Here is a 20,259-nt window from a genome sequence, read left to right as displayed (position 1 = left end):
CGCCTTGGCCCACCGAACCCTCCCTCGATTTGTTCCCCGGTAGATCTGGCCCACCCGGGGGTCTTATTAGTCCGGGGTCGCCCGTGGTTTTTTTTTGGGCCCGCCGCACCGTCCCGGTCAGCCCTGCTCGGCGTGGAGGCTCATCGGGCCGTAGATCTTCGTCCCGTCGTCGAACAGGGTCACCTGGTCCGCCCCGCCGTCGAGGAGTTCCTTCCAGTACTCACCGATCCAGGACTCCGCGTCCCCCTGCGTCGTGAACTCCTCCGGCTGAAGGGCCGGCTCCGTCTCCGTTCCGTCGGACTTCTCGAACCGCCACGTCCACGCCATGTCCGCCTCCTGGATCACGTCTCTGCTCAGTCCGCAGCCTAGGGCCTCGGGTCCGGATCACGCCGACGACCCCGTGCGTGGGTCCTGCCCCGGACGGGCCCCTCCGACTCCGTTCACCCCCACATCGCGCAGCCGGTGCGGGGACGCGGGAGGATCGGGGCGTGGAACTGACACTGCTCGGCACCGGCGCCCCCGACGGGCTGCCCCGGCCCGACTGCCCCTGCGCCGCCTGCGCCGCCGCCCGAGGAGCGGGTGCGCGCGCCGCGACCGCCCTGCTGATCGACGACGCGCTGCTGCTCGACCTGACCCCCGGGGCGGTGTTCGCCGCCGCCCGCGCCGGGCGCTCCCTGACCGGCGTACGGCAGGTGCTGCTCACCCACCCGCACGACGGACCGGCCGTCGAGCTGCCGGCCGGGCTGCCCCCGGCGGGCCGGGTCCCGGACGGGCGGGTGCTGACGCTGATCAGCGGTCACCGGGTGCGGGCCGTGCCGATGGACGCGCCGGGCACCGGCTACGAGGTCACCGCGCCGGACGGCGAACGGCTGCTCTACCTCCCGCCGGGCGGCGCCCCCGCGGGACTGACCGAGCGGGCCTCCCAGCCGTACGACATGGTCGTCGGGGACCTCGTGGGGCGGCCGGACGCGCTGGCCCGGCTGCGGGCGGTCGAGGCGGTCGGCCCGGCCACCGAGATCGTCGCCGTCCATCTCGACCACGACGCCCCGCCCGGCCCCGAGCTGGAGCGCCGGCTGGCCGCGGCGGGCGCGCGGGCCGTCCCCGACGGCACGACGCTGCCCGTCGGCGGCTTCCGGGCGGTGCCCGAGCCGCCCCGGCGCACCCTGGTCACCGGGGGTGCCCGCTCCGGCAAGTCGCTGGAGGCCGAACGGCGCCTGGAGACGTATCCGGAGGTCGTGTACGTGGCGACCGGCGGCGGCCGGGACGGCGACGCGGAATGGGCGGCGCGGATCGGGCTGCACCGGGAGCGCCGGCCCGCCGCCTGGCGCACCGAGGAGACCTGCGAGCTGGCGGAGCTGCTGACGTCCGACGGGCCGCCGCTGCTCGTCGACTGCCTGTCGCTGTGGCTGACGGACGCGATGGACCGGGTGGACGCCTGGGACGAGGCGGCCTGGGCGCGGGGCGGCGAGAGCGCGCTGCGGGAGCGGACGGCCGAGCTGGTCGCCGCCGTCCGCGCCACCCGGCGCACCGTCGTCCTGGTGACCAACGAGACCGGGTCCGGGGTGGTCCCGGCGACGCCGGCCGGGCGGCGTTTCCGGGACGAGCTGGGCCGGCTGAACGCCGCCGTGGCCGACCAGTGCGAGCAGGTGCTGCTGGTGGTGGCCGGACAGGTGCTCGTGCTGCGCGGCTGACGGGCCGGCCGGAAGAACGCCCCCCGGTCAACTGCGGTGCGGACGGCGGCGGGCGCACGGCGGGAGGGTCGAAATCGCGGCGGGTACTGTTCCGCAGGGAGGTTCCCGCGTGGCCGCGCGGTGCGAGGTCGCCGGGGAGCCCCCGTTCCCGTCGGCGGGCCCCGGCCCCCACCCCGTATCGACCCGCGAGGCAGACCCCCGTGAATCTGGACGACTTCTCCGACCTGATCGAACGCCCCGACGGGGGTGTACGGCGCGACGCCGAGGAACGCCGGGAGCGGTTCCTCGTGCCGCCCGGCGCGCTCGGCCGCCTCGACGAACTGGGCGAGTGGCTGTCCGCCGCCCAGCAGTCCGTGCCGGTCCGGCCGGTGGAGCAGGCCCGGGTGGTGCTGTTCGCGGGTGATCACGGGGTGGCGGAGCTGGAGGTGTCCGGGCGGGCGGCCGGCACGGCGCACGAGCTGGTGCGGGCCACGCTGGACGGCACGACGCCGCTCGCCGTGCTGGCCCGCCGGTTCTCCGTGCCCGTGCGGATCGTCGACGCGGGTCTGGACTGCGATCCGGAGCTGCTGCCGGAGTCCGTGGTGCGGACCCGGGTGCGGCGGGGCAGCGGCCGGATCGACATCGAGGACGCGCTGACGGTCGAGGAGGCCGAGCGGGCGGTGCGGCTCGGCATGGCGATCGCCGACGAGGAGGCGGACTCGGGCACCGATCTGGTGGTGCTGGGCGATCTCAGTGTCGGCGGCACCACGGCGGCGGCGACCCTGATCGCGGCGCTCTGCGGCACCGACGCCTCCGTGGTCACCGGACGCGGTGGCGCGGGCATCGACGATCTGGCGTGGATGCGCAAGTGCGCGGCGATCCGCGACGCGCTGCGCCGGGCCCGGCCGGTCCTGGGCGACCAGCTGGAGCTGCTGGCGACGGTCGGCGGGGCGGACCTGGCGGCGATGACGGGCTTCCTGCTCCAGTGCGCGGTGCGCCGGCTTCCGGTGATCCTGGACGGGGTGGTCTCCGCCGCCTGTGCGCTGGTGGGCCAGCGGGCCGCGTTCCGGGCGCCCGACTGGTGGCTGGCGGGCCAGCTGAGCGGTGAGCCGGCGCAGGCCAAGGCGCTGGACCGGATGGCGCTCAACCCGCTGCTGGACCACGGCGTCATCGTCGGCGAGGGAAGCGGCGCCCTGCTCGCACTGCCGCTGGTGCAGGCCGCGGCCGCGCTGGCGGCGGAGCTGCCCGAGCGGGCGCCGGAGAGCGACGAGGAGACCGCCGACGACACGGGCGACGCCGACGACGCGGGCGGCGCGGACGACGGGGAGCCGGAAGCCTAGGGCCTGGAGTCACGCGTACCCCCGGACAGAGCGATTCGCCCCATATGATCGCTTTTCATGGGAGAGGTCCGCATGGCCACCGAGGCATCCACCCACGCCGCGGCCCGGCCGCCGAGCACCGAACGCTCGCGCCGGGGCGCGGCGTTCGCCCTCTGGTACCTGCGCGTCGTGTCGTTCCTCAATTTCCTGAGCGCCGTCTGGGTCACCTTCGGCCAGGACCTGCGCCGCCACAACACGGAGAACTACTTCACTCCGTATCTGCTGACGGCCGGGTTCTCCTCGGGGGTCGTCGCGCTGTTCCTCGCCGTGACGATGCGGCGGCGCAAACGCGCCGCGTGGATCGTCAACATGGTGCTGAGCGGCCTCACCCTGCTGCTCTTCGCGGCGGTGATCGGTTTCCCGGAGATCCGCCGCTACCCGCAGAACTGGATCTCGCTGGCGCTGACCGCCTGCTTCGTCCTCGCCCTCGCGCTCGGGCGGCGGGAGTTCTACGCGAAGGGCGACCGCTCCAACCCGAAGCTGGCCGCGCTGGTGGCGGTCGTCGGGCTGCTGGTCACCTCGCTGATCGCGGCCGGCCTGGTCACCGTCACCAACACCGCGCACGACACGTACCGTTCGACCTTCCTGGACCGCTGGCGCTACGGCGTCCTGCGCCTCGTCTCCGTCGCCTCGGACGACTCCCGCTTCCCCGGCATCACCGCCCCGGGCTGGGTGAACGTCGCCATCAACATCCTCTCCACGCTGCTGCTGATCGCCGTCGTCTACGCGGCGTTCCGCTCCCGGCGCGCGGTCGACCCGCTCACCCCCGAGGACGAGGCGGGGCTGCGCGCCCTGCTCGCCACGCACGGGGAGCGCGACTCCCTCGGCTACTTCGCTCTGCGGCGTGAGAAGAGCGCCATGTGGTCGCCGACCGGGAAGGCCGCGGTCACCTACCGGGTGGTGGGCGGGGTGTCGCTGGCCTCCGGCGATCCCCTCGGGGACCCCGAGGCATGGCCCGGGGCGATCGGGCCCTGGCTGGCCGAGGCCCGCGAACACGGCTGGATCCCGGCGGTGATGGGGGCGAGCGAGGAGGGCGGCACGGTCTACGCCCGGCACGGCATGGACGCCCTGGAGCTGGGCGACGAGGCGATCGTGGAGACCGCCGACTTCACCCTGGAGGGGCGGGCGATGCGCACGGTCCGCCAGGCGTACAACCGGGTCAAACGGGCCGGTTACGAGGTGACGGTGCGCCGGCACGCGGACATTCCGGCGGCCGAGATGGCCGAACTGGTGCGCCGCGCCGACGACTGGCGCGACGGCGCCACCGAACGCGGCTTCTCGATGGCGCTGGGGCGGCTCGGCGACCCGGCCGACGGGCAGTGCGTGATGCTGGAGTGCCGGGACGCGGGCGAGGACGGGCGCCCCGGCGCACTGCGCGCCCTGCTGAGCTTCGTGCCCTGGGGCCCGGCCGGCCTCTCGCTGGACCTGATGCGCCGTGACCGGGACGCCGAGAACGGGCTGATGGAGTTCATGGTCATCGAACTCCTGCGCCGGGCCGGGACGATCGGGGTCACCCAGGTGTCGCTGAACTTCGCGATGTTCCGCTCGGTCTTCGAACGCGGCTCGCGGCTCGGCGCCGGTCCGGTGCTGCGGCTGTGGCGCTCGCTGCTCAGCTTCTTCTCGCGCTGGTGGCAGATCGAGTCGCTGTACCGCGCCAACGCCAAGTACCGGCCGATCTGGGAGCCGCGCTACCTGCTCTTCGAACGGAGCGCCGACCTGCTGCGCATCGGCGTCGCCGCGGCCCGCGCGGAGGGCTTCCTGGAGGCCCCCGGACTGCCCAAGTGGCTGCACCGCTCGCAGCTCGGACCGCGCGAGTGAGGGTACCGGCGGTCGTCGGCCGGGCGGCGCGGGCCGAATGGGGGCCGCTGTGGGCGACCGTACGGCCGGCACTGGCCGAGCGGCGGCTGCGCGCCGTGCCGATGACGCTCGCCGCGGTCGCCCTGACCGGGCTGCTCCAGGTGGTGCAGAACCGGTCCTGGGGCTACGGCCCCGTGCAGACCCTCGGGGCGGTGCGCGCCGAGGACCCGCTCTGGGCGGCCCTGCTGCGGACGCCCCTGTCGCTGTTCGTCCCCGCCCTCGATCTGCCGGTGTGGGGCGCGCTGGCCCAGATCCTGCTGGTCTTCGGGACCGCCGAGATCGGTCTCGGCCGGTGGCGGACGCTGCTGATCGCGTACGTCGCGACGCTGGCCGGGACGGTGTACGCGCGGATCGGGGTCGCGCTCGGCCCCGACGCCTTCCTGGGCCTGCCCGGCAGCGCCGCCCTGATCACCGACACCGGCCCCTCCGCCGCCGTCGTCGCCCTGGCGGTCTGTGTGTGCCGCGCCTACCGGGCCCGGTTCACCGGGGCCCTGGTGATCGCCGCGATGGTCGCCGAGGTCGTCGTCGAGGACAACCTGGCGGGCCGGGAGCATCTGGCGGCCGTCGTGGCGGCGCTCGTCCTGTGCGCGGTGCCGGCGGTGCGGGTGCGGCGGCCTCCGCCGCGCCGTCAGGGCTTGGACGGGGGAGCGGGGACGCGGTCGGGGGCTCCGCCGATCAGGTCCTGGAAGCGGCGGCGCGGTCCGGCCCAGCGCACATCGTGGTGGTAAGCGCGCAGCACCGCGCGGGAGCGGGCGCGGTGGCGGCGGCGGTAGAAGCGCCGGGCCCACGGCGAGGTGGGCCGGGCCAGCCGGACCGCCCCGACGAGGGCGACGAACGGGACGAGGGTGCCGACCACCGCCATCCGCGCCTTGCCCTTGAACAGGGTGATCAGGACGAAGCCGAAGTTGACCAGGAGCGTGAGGACGGCGCCGAGCCGGTTCTGCTCCTGGTCGTCGGTGAGGCCGTCCACCCCGAGCGGGGAGAAGCCGCCGAGGACCAGCAGGACGAGCGCGGCGGTCAGGACCACCATCTCCACGCTCTGCCGGCCCTCCTCCGTCCAGTACACGTCGTCCAGGTGCAGGATCAGCGCGAACTCGTCCAGCACCAGCCCGGCGCCCACCCCGAACAGGACCGCGCAGATCCCGGCCGCGACGCCGTGCTGCCCGCTGGCGACCGCACCGAATCCGCCGATCACGCTCAGCACCACCCCCGGCACCACGTGGTGGATGTGCATCCCGCCGGGGGTGATGTTGCGGAAGGGCCCCTTCCCGGCCCGGATCATCCGCGTGACGACCCGGGTGACCGCGAAGGTCAGCACGAACGCGGCCAGGGCCAGGAGCAGGGGCAGCTTCCCCGGCTCGACGATGTCGCGGACGAACCAGTGACCCATCCCACCCACTCCCGATCAACCGCATTTGCCCGCATACGCAGGGTTTCGTCCCAATCTAGCGGTCGGGGCGGCCGATTAGCCTGCGGGCCGTGACCTCCCTGAACAGCCACGGGCTGCGCTTCGCCTTCGGCACCCTCACCGTGCTGCCCGTCCGCGTCACCCGCTGGGACCGGGACACCGCGCGGTCCGGCATGCTCTGCGCCCCGCTGGCCGGCCTCGCCGTGGGGGTGCTCGCGGCGCTGCCCGGCTGCCTGCTGCTGCTCTGCGGCGCGGGCCCGCTCCTGGCCGCCGTCGCCTCGGCCGCGCTCCCGGCGGCCCTCACCCGGGGCCTCCACCTTGACGGACTCGCCGACACCGCCGACGGACTGGGCAGCGGCCGGCCGGCCGACGACGCCTTGCGGATCATGAAGCAGTCGGACATCGGCCCCTTCGGCGTGATCACCCTGCTCTTCGTGCTGCTCGCCCAGGTGGCGGTCCTCCAGCAGCTGTACGCCCGGGGCTGGGCCGAGGGCGCCGCGGCGGCCGTCGTCGCGGCCGTCACCGCCCGGCTCGCGCTCACCCTCGCCTCCCGGCGCGGGGTGCCGGCCGCCCGCCCGGACGGACTGGGCGCCGCCGTCGCCGGCACGGTCCCGCCGGTCCCCGCCGCGCTCTGCGCCCTCGCCGCGGTGGCCGGGTGCGCCGGGGCGGGCGCCCTCCTCGGCGGGTCCGGGGCGCCCCACCACGCCCTGGCGGCGCTGGCGGGCCTGGCGGCGGCGCAGCTGCTGCTGCTCCACTGCGTGCGGCGGTTCGGCGGGGTGACCGGCGATGTGTTCGGCTCGCTCGCGGAGACGGCGGCGACGGTGACGCTGGTGGCACTGGCCCTGGGCTGAGCCGCTCTCAGGCCCCCGCCGCGCAGCTCTCGCGCCAGGCGTCCAGGTCGTACCGTTTGCGCAGGGAGCTGAGCCCCAGCTCCCGGGAGCGCTCGCAGAACCGGGCCGACGCCAGCTCGTACTCGACGTGGTAGACCGGCTTGCCCGCCTCCACGAACGGGGTGAGCTTCTCGCACTCGTCGTACTGGGCGCACTGCTCGTTGACCGCGAAGTCGAAGTCGCCGACCAGCTCGGGAATCTGCGGCAGATCGTTCTTCAGACCGACCGCGAGGCCGTGGCGGTGGGCGATGCGGGCGACCAGCCGGTTGTAGCGGAGCTGGTCGGCGGCGGTCAGCGGGAAACCGGTCGGATTGCGGTAGCCGTCCATGTTGTCCGGCTCGACCGCGTCGAAGCCCTTCTTCGCGCACATGGCGATCCGGCTCTCCATCAGCGGCTCCAGGACGTCCACCCGCCGGATGTCGAGCCAGCGCTCCCCCTCCCAGCCGTTGCCCCGGCCCAGGAGCGCGGTGGGGAACCGGGCCGCGTCCGGGCGGAACTCCTCCCAGGCGCCGGTGGACAGATAGCAGATGACCTTGCGGCCCGCCCGGTGCAGCGCCGCCACCTCGGCGGCGTCGCGGTCGAAGCCGTCGACGTCGTACACCGGCACGTCCACCGAGGTGTCCAGCCGGCCGGAGAGCTGCCACTGCCAGTCGGTGCCCGGCTCGGGCCGCCAGCGCGCGGACGCGGGGCCTCCGGACGGGTCGGGCGGCGAGGCGGTGCGGGGCGCCGCCGTGCAACCGGCCAGCATCGCCAGAAGAATCAGTACGGTGGCGGACCGTACGGCCCCGCCGGTCCGGGGTGCGGTCACCCGGTCGTGCATCGTTCCCCCTCGTCGTCCGACCGCCGCCGAGGCCCGGCCGCCGGTCGTCCCGCCCGGGACGGACGGCCCGGGGACGACCACCGTACGGCCCCCGCTGGGTACGGACCCACCGCGCCGTAATCGGGCAGCAAAGGCGCGCGTAGGCTCATTCCCGGCACATTCGGGGGCGTCTACGATGCGCCGGGCACGGTCGCCCACCCCCTCGACCGACACAGAACTCAAACGGAAGCGAGATTTCACCACCGTGACTGCTCTCACTCTCAGCACTGCCGGTGCGGCGACGCTGCGCGCCGACGCGCTCGTCGTCGGCGTCGCCAAGGGCTCCAAGCCCGGAGACCTGGTCCTCGCACCGGGCGCCGAGGCCGTGGACAAGGCGTTCGGCGGGAAGCTCGCCACCGTCCTGCGGACCCTGGGCGCCACGGGTGCGGAGGGCGAGCTGACCAAGCTCCCCGCCCCCGAGGGGCTGAAGGCCCCGGTCGTCGTCGCGGCCGGTCTCGGCCCGGCCCCGGAGAAGGACGCCGGGTACGAGGCCGAGGCGCTGCGCCGGGCCGCGGGCTCCGCCGCCCGCTCGCTCACCGGTGCCAAGAAGGCCGGCTTCGCGCTGCCCGCCGCGACCGTCGAGGACGCCGCCGCCGTCGCCGAGGGCGCGCTGCTGGGCGCGTACGCCTTCACCGCCTACCAGGCCGGCGAGAACAAGCTCGCCCCCAAGGGCGACAAGCCCGCCGCCAAGCTGCCGCTGGCCGAGGTCGCCCTGCTGGGCGCCAAGCCCCGCGACAAGGCGTTCAAGGCCGCGGCCGAGCGCGCGATCGCGCTGGCCGAGGAGATCAACCGCGCCCGCGACCTGGTGAACACCCCGCCGAACGACCTGTACCCCGAGTCCTTCGCCGCCGTGGCCACCGCCGCGGGCAAGGAGCACGGCATCAAGGTGCAGGTCCTCGACGAGAAGGCGCTCGTCAAGGGCGGCTTCGGCGGCATCCTCGGCGTCGGCCAGGGCTCGGCGCACGGCCCGCGCCTGGTGAAGCTCGCCTACACGCACCCGAAGGCGGAGAAGACCCTGGCCCTGGTCGGCAAGGGCATCACCTACGACTCGGGCGGCATCTCGCTGAAGCCGGCCGGTCACAACGAGACGATGAAGTGCGACATGGCCGGCGCCGCCGCCGTCTTCGCCACCGTCGTCACGGCCGCGCGCCTCGGCCTGAAGGTCAACGTCACCGGCTGGCTGGCGCTCGCCGAGAACATGCCGTCCGGCAGCGCCACCCGCCCCGGCGACGTGCTGCGCATGTACAGCGGCAAGACCGTCGAGGTCCTCAACACGGACGCCGAGGGCCGGCTGGTCCTGGCCGACGCGCTGACCCGCGCCTCCGAGGAGAAGCCGGACGCGATCGTCGACGTCGCGACCCTGACCGGCGCCATGGTGCTGGCCCTGGGCAACCGCACCTTCGGGATCATGGCGAACGACGACGCCTTCCGCACCTCGATCCACGAGATCGCCGACGAGACCGGCGAGGCCGCCTGGCCGATGCCGCTCCCGGCGGACCTGCGCAAGGGCATGGACTCGCCGACCGCCGACATCGCCAACATGGGCGAGCGCATGGGCGGCGGCCTGGTGGCCGGGCTCTTCCTCAAGGAGTTCGTCGGCGAGGGCATCGCCTGGGCGCACCTGGACATCGCCGGCCCGGCCTTCCACGAGAGCGCGCCGTACGGCTACACGCCCAAGGGCGGCACCGGTGTCTCCGTGCGGACCCTGGTCCGGCTGGCCGAGCGCACCGCCGACGGCGACCTCGGCTGAGCCCGCTCCTCCCGTCATCCGCGGCCCCGGGCATACGTCCGGGGCCGCGGGTGTTCACCCCACGGCTCCCCTGCGGGGCGCGGGCGGTTTCGCTCTAGACGAAACCCGGCCGGAGCGGCCCGCCCCCACGCAGCGGCGACCGTCCGGGACGGACGATCATCCGTCCCGGACACGGGCCCCGCGTCCCGCTCACCGTCAACAAGTGCGAAGATGGGTTCTCGGCAGGACAGGGCCCCCACCACAGGGCCGAAGACAAAGCGGCCGAACACCAGCCGACCGGCCGGTCACACCCCGAGGACGGGGCCCGGCGTACGGCGCACATGCATGGAGGACGTGACGTGGCGAACGACGCCAGCACCGTTTTCGACCTAGTGATCCTCGGCGGTGGTAGCGGCGGGTACGCCGCGGCCCTGCGCGGAGCGCAGCTGGGCCTGGACGTCGCTCTGATCGAGAAGGGCAAGGTCGGCGGCACCTGCCTGCACAACGGCTGCATCCCGACGAAGGCGCTGCTGCACGCCGGCGAGATCGCCGACCAGGCGCGCGAGGCCGAGCAGTTCGGTGTCAAGGCCACCTTCGAGGGCATCGACATGGCGGCCGTCCACAAGTACAAGGACGACGTGATCTCGGGCCTGTACAAGGGTCTCCAGGGTCTCGTCGCCTCCCGCAAGGTGCACTACATCGAGGGTGAGGGCCGGCTCTCCTCCCCCACCTCGGTGGACGTGAACGGCCAGCGCATCCAGGGCCGCCACGTGCTCCTGGCGACCGGCTCCGTGCCGAAGTCGCTCCCGGGCCTGGAGATCGACGGCAACCGGATCATCTCCTCGGACCACGCGCTGAAGCTGGACCGCGTCCCCAAGTCCGCGATCGTGCTGGGCGGCGGCGTCATCGGCGTCGAGTTCGCCTCGGCGTGGACCTCCTTCGGCACCGACGTCACGATCATCGAGGGCCTGAAGCACCTCGTGCCGGTCGAGGACGAGAACAGCTCCAAGCTTCTTGAGCGCGCCTTCCGCAAGCGCGGCATCAAGTTCAACCTCGGCACGTTCTTCCAGAGCGCCGAGTACACGCAGGACGGCGTCCGCGTGACCCTCGCCGACGGCAAGACCTTCGAGGCGGAGGTGCTGCTGGTCGCGATCGGCCGCGGCCCGGTCTCGCAGGGCCTGGGCTACGAGGAGGCCGGGGTCGCCATGGACCGCGGCTACGTCCTGGTCGACGAGTACATGCGGACCAACGTCGAGACGATCTCCGCCGTCGGCGACCTGGTCCCGACGCTCCAGCTGGCGCACGTCGGCTTCGCCGAGGGCATCCTCGTCGCGGAGCGGCTGGCCGGTCTGAAGACCGTCCCGGTCGACTACGACGGCGTCCCCCGGGTCACGTACTGCCACCCCGAGGTCGCCTCCGTCGGCATCACCGAGGCCAAGGCCAAGGAGCTCTACGGCGCGGACAAGGTCGTGGCGCTGAAGTACAACCTCGCGGGCAACGGAAAGAGCAAGATCCTCAAGACCGCGGGCGAGATCAAGCTCGTCCAGGTCAAGGACGGTGCCGTGGTCGGCGTCCACATGGTCGGTGACCGCATGGGCGAGCAGGTCGGCGAAGCCCAGCTGATCTACAACTGGGAGGCGCTGCCGGCCGAGGTCGCGCAGCTCATCCACGCCCACCCGACCCAGAGCGAGGCGCTCGGCGAGGCCCACCTGGCCCTGGCCGGCAAGCCCCTGCACTCCCACGACTGACCGGTCGACCCGGGCGCGACGACCGACCACTTCCGCATTTTCGTTAGGAGCAACTGAAACCATGTCGGTTTCCGTAACCCTTCCGGCGCTCGGCGAGAGCGTCACCGAGGGCACTGTCACCCGCTGGCTGAAGGCCGAGGGCGAGCGCGTCGAGGCCGACGAGCCGCTGCTCGAGGTCTCGACCGACAAGGTCGACACCGAGATCCCGGCCCCCGCCTCCGGCGTCCTGGCCTCGATCAAGGTCGCCGAGGACGAGACCGTCGAGGTCGGCGCCGAGCTGGCCGTCATCGACGACGGCACGGGCGCGCCGGCCCCCGCCGCGGCTCCGGCCGCCGAGGCCCCGGCCGCTCCGGCGCCCGCCGCCGAGGAGGCCCCCGCCGCCGCCCCGGCCCCCGCGGCCGAAGCCCCGGCCGCCGCCCCGGCCGGTGGCGCCTCCGGCACCGACGTCACCCTTCCGGCGCTCGGCGAGAGCGTCACCGAGGGCACCGTCACCCGCTGGCTGAAGGAGGTCGGCGAGGAGGTCACCGAGGACGAGCCTCTGCTGGAGGTCTCCACGGACAAGGTCGACACCGAGATCCCGGCCCCGGTCTCCGGCGTGCTGCTGGAGATCGTCGTCGGCGAGGACGAGACCGCCGAGGTCGGCGCCAAGCTGGCCGTCATCGGTGCGGCCGGTGCCGCTCCGGCCGCGGCCCCGGCTGCCGCCGCCCCGGCCCCCGCCGCGGCTCCGGCTCCGGCCGCTCCCGCCCCCGCTCCGGCTGCTCCGGCTCCGGCTCCGGCCCAGGCCGCCCCTGCGGCTCCCGCCGCCCCGGCACCGGCTCCGGCCGCTCCCGCCCCGGCTCCCGCCGCTCCGGCTCCGGCCGCGGCTCCGGCCCCGGCCGCCCCGGCCGCGACCTCCGGTGACGACGGCGCGTACGTCACGCCGCTGGTCCGCAAGCTCGCCGCCGAGAACGGCGTCGACCTGGGCGCGGTCAAGGGCACCGGTGTCGGTGGCCGCATCCGCAAGCAGGATGTCGTCGCCGCCGCGGAGGCCGCCAAGGCCGCCGCTGCCCCGGCGCCCTCCGCCCCTGCGACCGCCGGGGGCCCTGCCGCCTCCAAGGCGCCGAAGCTGGAGGCCAGCCCGCTGCGCGGTCAGACGGTCAAGATGACCCGCATGCGCAAGGTCATCGGCGACAACATGATGAAGGCGCTGCACTCGCAGGCCCAGCTGACCTCGGTCGTCGAGGTCGACGTCACCAAGCTGATGAAGCTGCGCGCCCGTGCCAAGGACGCGTTCGCGGCCCGTGAGGGCGTCAAGCTCTCCCCGATGCCGTTCTACGTGAAGGCCGCCGCCCAGGCGCTGAAGGCCCACCCGGTCATCAACGCCCGGATCAACGAGGACGAAGGCACCATCACGTACTTCGACTCGGAGAACATCGGCATCGCCGTGGACGCCGAGAAGGGTCTGATGACCCCGGTCATCAAGGGCGCGGGCGACCTCAACATCGCCGGCATCTCGAAGAAGACCGCCGAGCTGGCCGGCAAGGCCCGCGGTGGCGGCCTGACGCCGGACGACATGTCCGGTGCCACCTTCACCATCAGCAACACCGGTTCGCGCGGTGCGCTGTTCGACACCGTCATCGTGCCGCCGAACCAGGCCGCCATCCTGGGCATCGGCGCCACCGTGAAGCGTCCGGCCGTCATCGAGACCGCCGAGGGCACCGTCATCGGCGTCCGCGACATGACGTACCTCTCGCTCTCCTACGACCACCGTCTGGTGGACGGCGCCGACGCCGCCCGCTACCTGACCGCGGTCAAGGCGATCCTGGAGGCCGGTGAGTTCGAGGTCGAGCTCGGCCTCTGAGCACCCCGGTTGTAACCAGCCTCACCAGCGGCGCCCCCGTCCGGTCCACTCCCGGGCGGGGGCGCCGCCGTATTGTCTAGACACCACCGGTCGCTCCGGCCGCCGAGTTGGTGCAGGCAGCACCGGTTTGCCCCGAAGGAGCCCCTCATGACCCCGCCCGTCGTCCACTCGCTGCGCGAACAGATCCGCGAGCACATCGTGGAGGGGATCGTCAGCGGGCGCTGGAAGCCGGGTGAGCGGATCGTGGAGCGGCGCATCGCCACCGAGCTGGAGGTCAGCCAGACGCCGGTGCGCGAGGCGCTGCGCGAGCTGGAGACGCTGCGGCTGATCGAGTCGGCGCCCAACAAGGGCGTCCGGGTCCGCAACCTCACCGCCGCCGATCTGGAGGAGAGCTACCCGGTCCGGGCCGGTCTGGAGCAGATCGCCGCCGAGCTGGCGGCCCCGGGGCTCGGCGAGGACTGCTCGCTGCTGGCCCCGCACGTGGCGGCGCTGTACGAGGCGGACCGGCTGGCCGACGGAGAGGCCCAGGTGCGCCACACGGTCGGCTTCCACCGGGAGATGGTCCGGGCGGCCGGCAACGCGGTCCTGCTGCACACCTGGGAGGGGCTGGGCATCGAGGTGTTCACGGCGCTCTCGATCCGCTGGCTGGGCACGGTCCAGAAGTCCTACGCCGAGGAGCACGAGGCGCTCATCGAGGCGTTCCTGCGGAAGGACCCGGACATCGGGCCCCTCGTGAAGGCCCATGTGCTCGGCTGCGCGCCGCGCGCCTGAGCCCCGTCCGCGCCCCCGAGGCCGCCGTGACCGGCGCGCGGGGTGATGCGCATGTGTCGCCGGGGCCGCTCTCCTGTGCGGATGACCGCCCCTTTTGACCGATAAATCCCGTCACTCCGTGCCCCATTTCGCGGCACCGCATGCCACTTTCTTCATATCGAGAAGTTTTGCCGTTCACCCTTTGATCGATCATCGATCGGCGTCTTACAGTTCACTCCGCGGGCCCACCGGCCCCATCGCCCTGTCCTGCCAGTCAGGGACTTCTCCACCCCCCTCCTCACCGGAAGGCGGCGATCATGACCGACCCCGTAGGAAAGCTTCCGAGCGAGCTCGACCAGCTCCCGGACCGCGACCCGGAGGAGACCGCTGAATGGGCGGCCTCCCTGGACGCCGTCACCAAGGCGGCGGGCCCGCACCGTGCCGCGTACCTGATGCGCCGCTCGCTCCAGCACGCCGAGGGCGCCGGTCTCGCGCTGCCCAAGCTGCTGGAGACCGACTACGTCAACTCCATCCCCACCGCCGCCGAGCCCGCGTTCGACGGCGACCTGGAGATGGAGTCGCGGATCACCGCGTGGAACCGCTGGAACGCGGCCGCGATGGTCACCCGTGGCGCCCGCTACGGCGTCGGCGGCCACATCGCCACCTTCGCCTCGGCGGCCTGGCTGTACGAGACCGGCTTCAACCACTTCTTCCGCGGCAAGGAGGGGGACGGCTCCGGCGACCAGCTGTACGTGCAGGGCCACGCCTCCCCCGGCATCTACGCCCGCGCCTTCCTCGACGGCCGGCTCAGCGAGCAGCAGCTCGACAACTTCCGCCAGGAGGCGGGCGGCGACGGACTGCCCTCCTACCCGCACCCCCGGCGGCTGCCCTGGCTGTGGGAGTTCCCCACGGTCTCCATGGGCCTCGGCCCGCTCTCGGCGATCTACCAGGCGCGCTTCAACCGCTACCTGACCGGCCGGGGCATCAAGGACACCTCGAACTCGCACGTCTGGGCCTTCCTGGGCGACGGCGAGATGGACGAGCCCGAGTCGACCGCCGCCCTCGCGCTGGCGGCCCGCGAGAAGCTCGACAACCTGACCTTCGTCATCAACTGCAACCTGCAGCGCCTCGACGGTCCGGTCCGCGCCAACTTCCGCGTCGTACAGGAGCTGGAGGGCGCCTTCCGGGGCGCCGGCTGGAACGTCATCAAGACGCTCTGGGGCAACGCCTGGGACGAGCTGTTCCAGCTCGACACCACGGGCGCGCTGGTCCGCCGGCTCCGCGAGGTCCCGGACGCGCAGTTCCAGACGTACGCCACCCGCGACGTCGCCTACATCCGCGAGCACTTCTTCGGTGCCGAGCCCGCTCTGGCCGAGCTGGCGAAACTGCTCACCGACGCGAAGATCGCCGAATGTTTCTACACCTCGCGCGGCGGCCACGAGGCCCGCAAGGTGTACGCGGCCTACCGCGCGGCCGTCGAGCACAAGGGCGCGCCGACCGTGATCCTCGCCCAGACGGTGAAGGGCTTCACGCTCGGCAAGGGCTTCGAGTCCAAGAACGCCAACCACCAGATGAAGAAGCTGTCGATCGACGAGTTCAAGAGCATGCGCGAGCTGCTCGGCCTCCCGATCCCGGACAGCGCCTTCGTCGACGGCCTGGTGCCCTACGGCCACCCGGGCGCCGACTCCCCCGAGGTCCGCTACCTCCAGGAGCGCCGTGCCGCCCTCGGCGGCCCCGCCCCGGCCCGCCGGGTCCACGCGGTGGCGCTGCCCGAGCCCGAGGAGCGGGCGTTCGCCGCGCTCAAGAAGGGGTCCGGCAAGCAGGAGATGGCCACCACCATGGCCTTCGTCCGCCTGGTCAAGGACCTGATGCGGGACAAGCAGACCGGCAGGCGCTGGGTGCCGATCGTCCCGGACGAGGCCCGCACCTTCGGCATGGAGTCGCTGTTCCCCTCGGCCGGCATCTACTCGCCGCTGGGCCAGACGTACGAGCCGGTCGACCGCGACCAGCTGATGTACTACAAGGAGGCCAAGGACGGCCAGATCCTCAACGAGGGGATCACCGAGGCCGGGGCCATGGCCGACTTCATCGCCGCCTCCACGTCGTACGCGACGCACGGCGAGACGATGATCCCGTTCTACATCTTCTACTCGATGTTCGGATGGCAGCGGACCGGCGACCAGATGTGGCAGCTCGCCGACCAGCTCGGCAAGGGCTTCATCGTCGGTGCCACGGCCGGCCGCACCACGCTGACCGGTGAGGGCCTCCAGCACGCGGACGGCCACTCGCACCTGATCGCGGCCACGAACCCGGCGTCGCTCAACTACGACCCGGCGTTCGCGTACGAGATCGCGGTCATCGTCAAGGACGGCCTGCGGCGGATGTACGGCCCCGAGGCCGAGAACGTCTTCTACTACCTGACGGTCTACAACGAGCCGAAGCCGCAGCCCGCGATGCCCGAGGGCGTCGAGGAGGGCATTCTCAAGGGCCTGTACCGCTTCAAGGAGGGCGCGCCCGCCAAGGCGAACGGGCCGCGCGCCCAGCTGCTGGCCTCGGGCACGGCGATCCACTGGGCCCTGGAGGCCCAGGAGCTGCTGGCCGCCGACTGGGGCGTCACGGCCGACGTCTGGTCCGCCACCTCGTGGGGCGAGCTGCGCCGGGACGCGCTGGAGTGCGACGAGGCGCTGCTCCGGGGCGAGCTGCGGGTGCCGTACGTGACCCAGGCGCTGGAGGGCGCACCGGGCCCGGTCGTCGCGGTCAGCGACTGGATGCGCCAGGTGCCGGACCAGATCAGCCAGTGGGTGGAGCAGGACTGGACCTCGCTCGGCACGGACGGCTTCGGCCTCTCCGACACCCGGGACGCGGCCCGCCGCCACTTCGGCGTCGACGCGCAGTCGGTCGTCGTGGCGACCCTGGCCCAGCTGGCCCGCCGCGGCGAGGTGCCGGCGACGGCGGTCAAGGAGGCGCGGGACCGCTACGGTCTCTGAGCATGATCGGTCCGTCCGGTCCGGGGTCGCGCCCCCGGGCCGGGCGGACCCGTCGTGCGGCCACAATGGCCGCATGCGTGCTGCCCGACTGATCCGCATGGTGCTGCTCCTCCAGGCCCGCCCCGGCATGACCGCCGCCGAGCTGTCCCGGGAGCTGGAGGTGTCCGAGCGGACGGTCACCCGGGACGCCCAGGCGCTGTCCGAGGCCGGGGTCCCGGTCTACGCGGAGCGCGGCCGGACGGGCGGCTACCGGCTCGTCGGCGGTTACCGCACCGGGCTGACGGGGCTGGCCCGGGACGAGGCGGAGGCGCTGTTCCTGTCCGGTCTGCCCTCCGCGCTGCGCGAGATGGGGCTGGCCGACGCCGCCTCCGCCGCGCGGCTGAAGGTGTCGGCGGCGCTGCTGCCCTCGCTGCGGGACGCCCCGGCGGGTGCCGCGCGGCGCTTCCACCTGGACGCGCCCGGCTGGTACCGGGAGCCGGCCACCCCCGCCCTGCTGCCCGCCGTGGCCGGGGCCGTGTGGGACGACCGGCGGATCCTCGCGCGCTACCGGCGGCCCGGCCGGGACCGCGAGGCGGAGCGCGCGCTCGCCCCGTACGGACTCGTGCTCAAGGCCGGGGTCTGGTATCTCTGCGCCCGCGCCGACGAGAGCGTCCGGGTGTACCGGATCGACCGCTTCACGGCCGTGGACGTCCTGGACGAGCGGTTCGAGCGGGACGAGGACTTCGATCTCGCCGCGTTCTGGGAGGCCCGCGCGGCCGAGTTCGCCCGGTCGATCCTGCGGTCGGAGGTGGTGCTGCGGCTCTCGCCGGTCGCCGCGGACCGGCTGGGGCACGCCACGGACCGGGCCGCCGCCGAGGAGGCGCTGGCCTCGGCGGGGCCGTCGGACGGCGACGGGTGGGTCACCGTCACCCTGCCGGTCGAGTCGCCCGAGGTCGCGTACGGTCAGCTGCTGGCGCTGGGCCCGGAGTTGGAGGTGCTCGCCCCGGAGGCGCTGCGCGCCCGGTTCGCCGGGGCCGCGCGCGCCCTGCACCGGCTGTACGGGGGCGGGGGCTGAGCCCCGGGTCGCGCACCTCCGCGTGCGGGGCCCGCCGCCCGGACGGATCCTGGACGCGTGATGGACGAGACGGAGTTCTGGGAGATCGTGGACCGCGCCCGCGAGGCCGCCGGCGGCGACTCCGAGGAGCAGGCCGATCTGATGGTCGAGCGGCTGGTGCGGCTCGATCCGGACTCCGTGCTGGACTTCGCCCGGCACTTCGAGGCCCGTTTCCACCGGGCCTACCGCTGGGACCTGTGGGGCGCCGCCGTCCTGCTCACCGGTGCGGCGGACGACGAGGGCTTCGACGCCTTCCGCTGCTGGCTGATCGGCCGGGGCCGGGAGGTCTTCGAGGGCGCGGTGCACGATCCGGACGCCCTGGCCGGTCTGCTGACGGACTTCGATCCGGAGTTGGACGGCGACGGGGAGGAGCTGGGGTACGCCGCCGACGAGGCGTACGAGCAGCTGACCGGGGTGGTGGCCCCCGACCTCGGGCTGCCGCCGCAGGCCGCCGAGCCGGAGGGCACCCCGCTCGCCCTGGACGACGACGCGGCGCTGGCGGCGCGGCTGCCCGCGCTGTGGGAGCGGTTCGGCGCGCTCACGGCGTGAGCGGGCGGCCCATCAGAACGTCGTCCACGTACCGTCCGTTCAGGAAGAACTCGCCGGGCAGCACACCCTCGACGGTGAATCCCTCCGCCTCGTACAGCGCGCGGGCGGGGGTGTTGTGGCCGAGGACCCGCAGGGTGATCCGGTTCGCCCCCTCGCGGCGCGCCTCGGCGCAGGCCGACCGCACCAGGGCCCGCCCGATGCCCCGGCCGCGCGCCCAGGTGGCCACGGCCAGGCCCTGGATCTGCCGTACGTGCGCGTTGCAGGCCAGCGGGGTCGGCGGCACCACGCGTATGTAACCGGCCGGCGCCCGCTCCCCCGCCCCGTTCACCGCCTCCGCCACCAGGATGTCCCCGGGCGGGTGGCGCTCGTCGAAGAACGGCGGGTACGGCGGCTGCGGACGCGGCTGCACGGCGTGCAGCGTCGACCAGGTGGCCCGGTCCAGCTCGGCGAGCGCGGACTCGTCGGCGAGAACGGCGCGCCGGACGACGGGGCCGGCGGATGCGGACGATGCGGCGGATTCGGTCATGGCCGCCACTGTGCCACGGCCGTGTACGGCGGCCCCCGTGGGGCAGGATGGCCCCATGGCTCACTCCCGTATCGCAGTCACCGGATCGACCGGCCTCGTCGGAGCGGCGCTGGTGCGCTCGCTGCGGGCCGACGGGAACGAGGTGGTCCGGCTGGTGCGCCGGCCCGCGCGGTCCGGCGACGAGGTGGAGTGGGACCCGAAGCGGGGGTACGTGGACGTGGCCGGGCTGGTGGGGTGCGACGCGGTCGTCCATCTCGCCGGGGCGGGGGTCGGCGACCACCGCTGGAGCGAGGCGTACAAGCGGGAGATCCGGGACAGCCGGGTGCTGGGCACGGCCGCGGTCGCGGAGGCCGTCGCCTCGCTGGACGTCCCGCCGAGGGTGCTGGTCTCGGGGTCCGCGATCGGTTTCTACGGCGACACCGGGGACCGGGCGGTCGACGAGGGCGCGCCGCCCGGGGACGGTTTCCTGCCGTCGGTGTGCGTGGAGTGGGAGGAGGCCACGGCCGCCGCCGAGGAGGCCGGGATCCGGACCGTGCACGCCCGCACCGGACTGGTCGTCGCCCGGGAGGGCGGTGCCTGGGGCCGGCTCTTCCCGCTGTTCCGGGCGGGGCTCGGCGGCCGGATGGGCAACGGACGGCAGTACTGGAGCTTCATCGCGCTGCACGACGAGGTCGCGGCGCTGCGCCATCTCCTGGACACCCCGGAGCTGTCCGGTCCGGTCAATCTGACCGGACCCGCCCCGGTGACCAATGCCGAGGTGACGGCGGCGATGGGGCGGGTGCTGCGCCGTCCGACGCTGTTCACCGCGCCGGCGCCCGCGCTGCGGCTGGCGCTGGGCGACTTCGCCGAGGACGTGCTCGGCAGCCAGCGGGTGCTGCCGGGCCGGCTGCTGGAATCCGGATTCGCCTTCGCCTTCCCCGGGATCGACGCGGCGATCCGCGCGGCCTTGCGCTGACGCATCCCCGCCCCGGCCC

The 20,259-nt window shown here is 73.8% G+C and carries 17 protein-coding genes; 13 read left to right on the top strand and 4 right to left on the bottom strand.

Annotated elements, in window-relative coordinates; genetic code table 11:
- Positions 1-117: 117 nt before the first annotated feature.
- Complete coding sequence (locus tag ACWCXC_RS04210) at positions 118-327, bottom strand: hypothetical protein (protein ID WP_450682279.1); 210 nt, start codon at positions 325-327, stop codon at positions 118-120.
- A gap of 161 nt (positions 328-488) precedes the next feature.
- Here ACWCXC_RS04210 and ACWCXC_RS04205 point away from each other — a divergent pair, with 161 nt between their 5' ends.
- The 4 genes from ACWCXC_RS04205 (at position 489) to ACWCXC_RS04190 (ending at position 5,634) form a co-directional block, all read left to right on the top strand.
- Positions 489-1,691, top strand: coding sequence for a bifunctional adenosylcobinamide kinase/adenosylcobinamide-phosphate guanylyltransferase (locus ACWCXC_RS04205; protein ID WP_450682280.1), 1,203 nt, complete (start codon positions 489-491; stop codon positions 1,689-1,691).
- Between the two features lie 200 nt (positions 1,692-1,891).
- On the top strand, positions 1,892-3,010 hold the full coding sequence (gene cobT, locus ACWCXC_RS04200) for a nicotinate-nucleotide--dimethylbenzimidazole phosphoribosyltransferase (RefSeq protein WP_450682281.1): 1,119 nt from the start codon (positions 1,892-1,894) through the stop codon (positions 3,008-3,010).
- A 57-nt stretch (positions 3,011-3,067) separates the two neighbouring features.
- Complete coding sequence (locus ACWCXC_RS04195) at positions 3,068-4,867, top strand: phosphatidylglycerol lysyltransferase domain-containing protein (RefSeq protein ID WP_450886532.1); 1,800 nt, start codon at positions 3,068-3,070, stop codon at positions 4,865-4,867.
- On the top strand, positions 4,864-5,634 hold the full coding sequence (locus tag ACWCXC_RS04190) for a hypothetical protein (protein WP_450886530.1): 771 nt from the start codon (positions 4,864-4,866) through the stop codon (positions 5,632-5,634). The genes ACWCXC_RS04195 and ACWCXC_RS04190 overlap by 4 nt, the downstream gene beginning before the upstream one ends.
- On the opposite strand, the gene ACWCXC_RS04185 is transcribed toward ACWCXC_RS04190, so the two are convergent.
- Positions 5,535-6,296, bottom strand: a complete 762-nt coding sequence (locus tag ACWCXC_RS04185; protein WP_450886528.1) for a hypothetical protein — start codon at positions 6,294-6,296, stop codon at positions 5,535-5,537. The genes ACWCXC_RS04190 and ACWCXC_RS04185 overlap by 100 nt on opposite strands.
- 89 nt (positions 6,297-6,385) lie before the next feature.
- Between ACWCXC_RS04185 and ACWCXC_RS04180 the strand changes: the two genes are divergently transcribed.
- Entirely contained in the window at positions 6,386-7,165 is a 780-nt protein-coding gene (locus ACWCXC_RS04180) for an adenosylcobinamide-GDP ribazoletransferase (RefSeq protein ID WP_450886526.1), read from the top strand.
- Between the two features lie 7 nt (positions 7,166-7,172).
- Here the strand turns inward: ACWCXC_RS04180 and ACWCXC_RS04175 are convergent, their stop codons facing one another.
- Entirely contained in the window at positions 7,173-8,024 is an 852-nt protein-coding gene (locus ACWCXC_RS04175) for an endo alpha-1,4 polygalactosaminidase (protein ID WP_450886524.1), read from the bottom strand.
- A 244-nt stretch (positions 8,025-8,268) separates the two neighbouring features.
- Here ACWCXC_RS04175 and ACWCXC_RS04170 point away from each other — a divergent pair, with 244 nt between their 5' ends.
- The 7 genes from ACWCXC_RS04170 (at position 8,269) to ACWCXC_RS04140 (ending at position 18,759) form a co-directional block, all read left to right on the top strand.
- Entirely contained in the window at positions 8,269-9,813 is a 1,545-nt protein-coding gene (locus ACWCXC_RS04170; protein WP_450682287.1) for a leucyl aminopeptidase, read from the top strand.
- A gap of 338 nt (positions 9,814-10,151) precedes the next feature.
- A complete protein-coding gene (gene lpdA / locus ACWCXC_RS04165) occupies positions 10,152-11,540 on the top strand; it encodes a dihydrolipoyl dehydrogenase (protein WP_450682288.1) in 1,389 nt (462 codons plus the stop codon).
- Positions 11,541-11,601: 61 nt separating this feature from the next.
- Positions 11,602-13,380, top strand: a complete 1,779-nt coding sequence (gene sucB / locus ACWCXC_RS04160) for a 2-oxoglutarate dehydrogenase, E2 component, dihydrolipoamide succinyltransferase (RefSeq protein WP_450682289.1) — start codon at positions 11,602-11,604, stop codon at positions 13,378-13,380.
- A 147-nt stretch (positions 13,381-13,527) separates the two neighbouring features.
- Positions 13,528-14,151 carry a GntR family transcriptional regulator gene (locus tag ACWCXC_RS04155; protein WP_450682290.1) on the top strand — a complete coding sequence of 208 codons (624 nt, stop codon included), beginning with the start codon at positions 13,528-13,530 and terminating at the stop codon, positions 14,149-14,151.
- Between the two features lie 296 nt (positions 14,152-14,447).
- Positions 14,448-17,117, top strand: coding sequence for a pyruvate dehydrogenase (acetyl-transferring), homodimeric type (gene aceE / locus ACWCXC_RS04150; RefSeq protein WP_450886521.1), 2,670 nt, complete (start codon positions 14,448-14,450; stop codon positions 17,115-17,117).
- A 73-nt stretch (positions 17,118-17,190) separates the two neighbouring features.
- Entirely contained in the window at positions 17,191-18,171 is a 981-nt protein-coding gene (locus ACWCXC_RS04145; protein WP_450886519.1) for a helix-turn-helix transcriptional regulator, read from the top strand.
- Positions 18,172-18,231: 60 nt separating this feature from the next.
- Positions 18,232-18,759 carry a DUF4240 domain-containing protein gene (locus tag ACWCXC_RS04140; RefSeq protein ID WP_450886672.1) on the top strand — a complete coding sequence of 176 codons (528 nt, stop codon included), beginning with the start codon at positions 18,232-18,234 and terminating at the stop codon, positions 18,757-18,759.
- Here ACWCXC_RS04140 and ACWCXC_RS04135 read toward each other — a convergent pair.
- Positions 18,749-19,285: an N-acetyltransferase family protein gene (locus ACWCXC_RS04135; RefSeq protein WP_450886517.1), complete on the bottom strand. Its 537-nt coding sequence runs from the start codon at positions 19,283-19,285 to the stop codon at positions 18,749-18,751. The two genes, ACWCXC_RS04140 and ACWCXC_RS04135, sit on opposite strands and share 11 nt — an antisense overlap.
- Before the next feature lie 55 nt (positions 19,286-19,340).
- Between ACWCXC_RS04135 and ACWCXC_RS04130 the strand changes: the two genes are divergently transcribed.
- Entirely contained in the window at positions 19,341-20,240 is a 900-nt protein-coding gene (locus tag ACWCXC_RS04130) for a TIGR01777 family oxidoreductase (RefSeq protein ID WP_450682294.1), read from the top strand.
- Positions 20,241-20,259: the final 19 nt, after the last annotated feature.

The sequence above is a fragment of the Streptomyces sp. NPDC001515 genome, from assembly GCF_053597115.1.
The sequence above is the reverse complement of the archived record's forward strand: the minus strand, read 5'-3'. Positions and strand labels throughout refer to the sequence as shown.